Origin of the sequence: Mesorhizobium sp. M7A.T.Ca.US.000.02.2.1 (assembly GCF_003996995.1) — a bacterium.
GTDB lineage: Bacteria > Pseudomonadota > Alphaproteobacteria > Rhizobiales > Rhizobiaceae > Mesorhizobium.
Window position 1 is genome coordinate 1 of record NZ_RZTT01000515.1, and the last position, 3,710, is coordinate 3,710.

Here is a 3,710-nt window from a genome sequence, read left to right on the forward strand (position 1 = left end):
ATCGAAAACGGCGTGCCTGCCAACCGGCTCGTAGCCGCCGGTTTCGGTGAGTTCCAGCCGCTCGACCCCGCCGACACTGAAGAGGCGCGCAATAAGAACCGCCGTATTGAACTGAAGCTCACCGAACGTTGATCTAAAATCACGCGAACTTGTTCGCCGGCTCAACTCTAGGGCGCAGATAGAGGCCGACAAGGCCTGAAAAGATTATCTTTTTTTAATTACACATTGTCGCAGGGCGATCCTAGCTTGCCGCCCGGGCCGAGAACCGCCGGCGATGAACCCCCTCTTCGCGACGCGACGGAACCGGACGGCCCAAGGCCGGAAGGCAGGCGGACAACCGCCGCCTTCCTCTACAAGAGGAGACGCGTGATGCGCTCTTTCAAGACCTCGCTTAGAACTGCTACACTCACGGCGCTCCTCATCGCCGTTCCGCTTGCCGGCGCCTATGCCGCGGGCCATCACAAGGGCGCTCTCGACGCGGCCGATCCGACCGACATGACTGGCCCGCGTGTCGAGGCGCTTATCGCACAGGTGCAGGGCGTCCGGCAGGGCATCGTGGACGCAAGACAGGCCAACAACATCACCCCGGCCGTGGCGGAACGCCTGGAAATGCGCACGGCCCACATCGGTCAGGCGGCAGAGAAAGTCGCCGCGTCCGATCACGGCAGGATACCGGCCGCGCAATATCATGACCTGCTGCGCCGGCTCGACAATGTCGACCAGCGCCTGAGGGTCGATACCGGCAGCGGTTTCCTGATGGGCGACGGCGACGACGGCGGCAACTACCCGAACGGCTGAGGCCATAGCGCCCGAAACGGTCCAAGAGGAAGGGATCACCTGACGCTTTCGGGAGCCATCCCGCGGGCGTCCTTTTTACCAGCCCAGCCAGACCGCGATCAGCGCGGCAATCGCCGGCACGGTCTGGATAAACAGGATTTTGCGGCCAACCGTTGCCGCGCCATAGAGGCCGGCAACAGCCACGCACAGCAGGAAAAACACCTTGACCTGGAAACCGGCCGCCCCGAGGTAAAGCCCCCAGATGAAGCCGGCGGCGAGGAAACCGTTGTAGAGCCCCTGATTGGCGGCGAGCACCTTGGAGGCGCTGGCGAATTCCGGGGTCAGGTTGAAAGCCTTGTGTCCGCGCGGCGTGTCCCACAGCACCATCTCCAGATAGACGATGTAGGCATGGATCAAGGCCACCAGCCCAACCAGGATGTTGCCGATCATTTCGTCCCCCTTGCGTTGTCGCCGGCAGCATTCCATGCGCGGCATCGCCTGCGCAAGATGCATTTGCCCGACGGCATCCGAGGGTTGCCAACGCATTTGTGTTGGTGTCTTTTCGCGCCGTCCCCAATCACGGAAGCCGCCATGTCCTTTCAGAAACTCGATGACCTCGGCCACAAGCTCGAAGCGCTTGAGCATGCGCTGGCCATCCTCGGCGCCGACGAGGCCACCCACATGGCTGTCGGCGGTGGCGAGAAACGTGCCGAGGCGATGTCGGCACTGGCCGGCATGTATCACACCAGGGCAACGGCGCCGGAGATAGCGGACTGGATCGCCGCGGCCGAGCAGGAAGCGTTGGTTGAAGAGCAGCGCACTGCGGTCTCGGAACTGCGGCGGCAATACACCAACCTGACCTGCCTGCCGGTCGAATTCGTCGAACGCCAGACGACCGCGCGCATGCGTTGCGAGCAACTGTGGCGCGGCCTGCGCGCCAAGAACGACTGGGCGGGCTTCCAGCCGGCGCTGGAGGGCGTCGTGGCGCTGGTGCGCGAGGAGGCGGCGCTGCGTGCCGATGTGCTCGGCCTCGCCCCCTATGACGCGCTGATGGAGCAATACGATCCCGGGAACCGCACCGCCGACATCACGCCTGTGTTCACCGACCTGAAGGCTTTTCTGAAAGGCTTCGTGCCTGAGGCGCTGGCTATCCAGGACGCACGGCTGCGCAAGCGCCCGCTGAAGCCGCTCTCAGGCACCTATGCGATCGACCGGCAGCGCGAGCTCGGCCTTGCCATGATGGCGGCGGTCGGCTTCGACCTGACGCACGGATCGCTGTCGGTGTCGCACCATCCTTTCTGCGGCGGCGTGCCGAGCGACGTGCGCATCACCACCCGCTACAAGACTACAGACTTCCTGTCGGCGCTCATGGGCGTGCTGCACGAGACCGGCCATGCGCTCTACGAACAGAACCTGCCGAAGTCATGGTCGCACTGGCCGCTCGGCAAGGCGCGCGGCATGGCCGTGCATGAAAGCCAGAGCCTGTTCGTCGAAAAACAGCTCGGCCGCAACCCGGCCTTCTGGAACTGGGCGCTGCCGGTGGTCGAAAAGCATCTCGGCGAAGCCTGGTCGCTCGACGATATCCTGCCGCATGTGCATCGCATCGAGCGCGGCCTGATCCGTGTCGATGCCGACGAGGTGAGCTATCCCCTGCATGTCATCCTGCGCTACGAACTGGAGCAGGAACTCGTCGCGGGCCGGCTGGAGGTGGCTGATCTGCCCGAAGCCTGGGACGCCAAGATGCGTGACTATCTCGGCCTCTCCACCATCGACAACCCCGCAGACGGACCGATGCAGGACGTGCACTGGCCGGGTGCGGCCTTCGGCTATTTCCCATCCTACACGCTGGGCGCGATGATGGCGGCACAGCAATGGGCGGCGCTGACGCGGGAGCATCCTGCCGCCGACGAGGATCTCGCCAAGGGCAATTTCGAAGCGATCAACGACTGGCGCCGCCAAAAGATTTGGTCGCAGGGATCACGCTGGTCGACGCCGGACCTGCTCGAACGCGCCACCGGCGAAAAGCTCAACGCTACCTATTTCGTGAACCATCTGAAGCAGCGATACGGAGCCGTATAGCGGCTGCCGGCACAGCGGCAGATGTTTCTGCCTACTCAGCCGCGCCCCTGAAAGCACTGGCGCCGGTTTCGAACTGCAGCTTGGCCAGCCGCGCATAGATGCCGCCCTTGGCGACAAGGCTTTGATGCGTGCCTTCCTCGACGATCGAGCCGCCATCCATGACCAGGATCCTGTCGGCCTTCAGCACCGTTGCCAGGCGGTGGGCGATGACGATCGTGGTGCGGCCCTGCATCAGACGTTCCAGCGCCGTCTGCACCAGCGTCTCGCTTTCGGCGTCGAGTGCCGAGGTGGCCTCGTCGAGCAGCAGGATCGGGGCGTCGCGCAGGATGGCGCGGGCGATCGCAACCCGCTGGCGCTGGCCACCTGACAGCGTCACGCCGCGCTCGCCGACCTGGCTGTCATACCCGTTCTCGAGCTTGAGGATGAATTCGTCGGCAAGCGCATCCTTCGCCGCCGTCTCGATCTCGGCCTTGCTGGCTCCCGGCCGGCCGAAACCGATATTGTCACGCGCGCTTGCCGCGAAGATGGTGACGTCCTGCGGCACGATCGCGATGCGCTGGCGGACCGAAACGGGATCGGCCTCGCGCACGTCGACGCCATCGATCAGGATCTTGCCCGTTTCGGGATCGTAGAAGCGCAGGATCAGTGAAAACACCGTGCTCTTGCCGGCTCCTGACGGCCCGACGATCGCCACCGTCTCGCCCGGCATGACCTGAAAGCTCAAGCCATGCACGGCGGCACGGTCCGGCCTTGCCGGGTAGGAGAAGGAGACATTGTCGAAGGCGATCGCGCCCTTGGCGACGGCCGGCAGCGGCTTCGGATCGGCGGGAGCCTGGATCGCCGGCTTCTCGGGC

At 64.6% G+C, this 3,710-nt stretch carries 4 protein-coding genes and 1 pseudogene; 3 read left to right on the top strand and 2 right to left on the bottom strand.

From position 1 onward, the window contains the following. Positions 1–132, top strand: a pseudogene (locus tag EOD15_RS30580) (peptidoglycan-binding protein); the annotation flags it as partial. Between the two features lie 237 nt (positions 133–369). Continuing rightward, positions 370–798 carry a hypothetical protein gene (locus tag EOD15_RS30585; RefSeq protein ID WP_127269091.1) on the top strand — a complete coding sequence of 143 codons (429 nt, stop codon included), beginning with the start codon at positions 370–372 and terminating at the stop codon, positions 796–798. A 75-nt stretch (positions 799–873) separates the two neighbouring features. Here the strand turns inward: EOD15_RS30585 and EOD15_RS30590 are convergent, their stop codons facing one another. Next, positions 874–1,227 (bottom strand): DUF1304 domain-containing protein, encoded by a 354-nt coding sequence (locus tag EOD15_RS30590; protein WP_127319154.1) that lies wholly within the window; start codon positions 1,225–1,227, stop codon positions 874–876. A gap of 141 nt (positions 1,228–1,368) precedes the next feature. Between EOD15_RS30590 and EOD15_RS30595 the strand changes: the two genes are divergently transcribed. Then, positions 1,369–2,856, top strand: coding sequence for a carboxypeptidase M32 (locus EOD15_RS30595; protein WP_127319152.1), 1,488 nt, complete (start codon positions 1,369–1,371; stop codon positions 2,854–2,856). Between the two features lie 31 nt (positions 2,857–2,887). Here the strand turns inward: EOD15_RS30595 and EOD15_RS30600 are convergent. After that, positions 2,888–3,710, bottom strand: an 823-nt coding sequence (locus EOD15_RS30600) for an ATP-binding cassette domain-containing protein (protein WP_127409135.1), incomplete at its 5' end; no start/stop codon positions are given.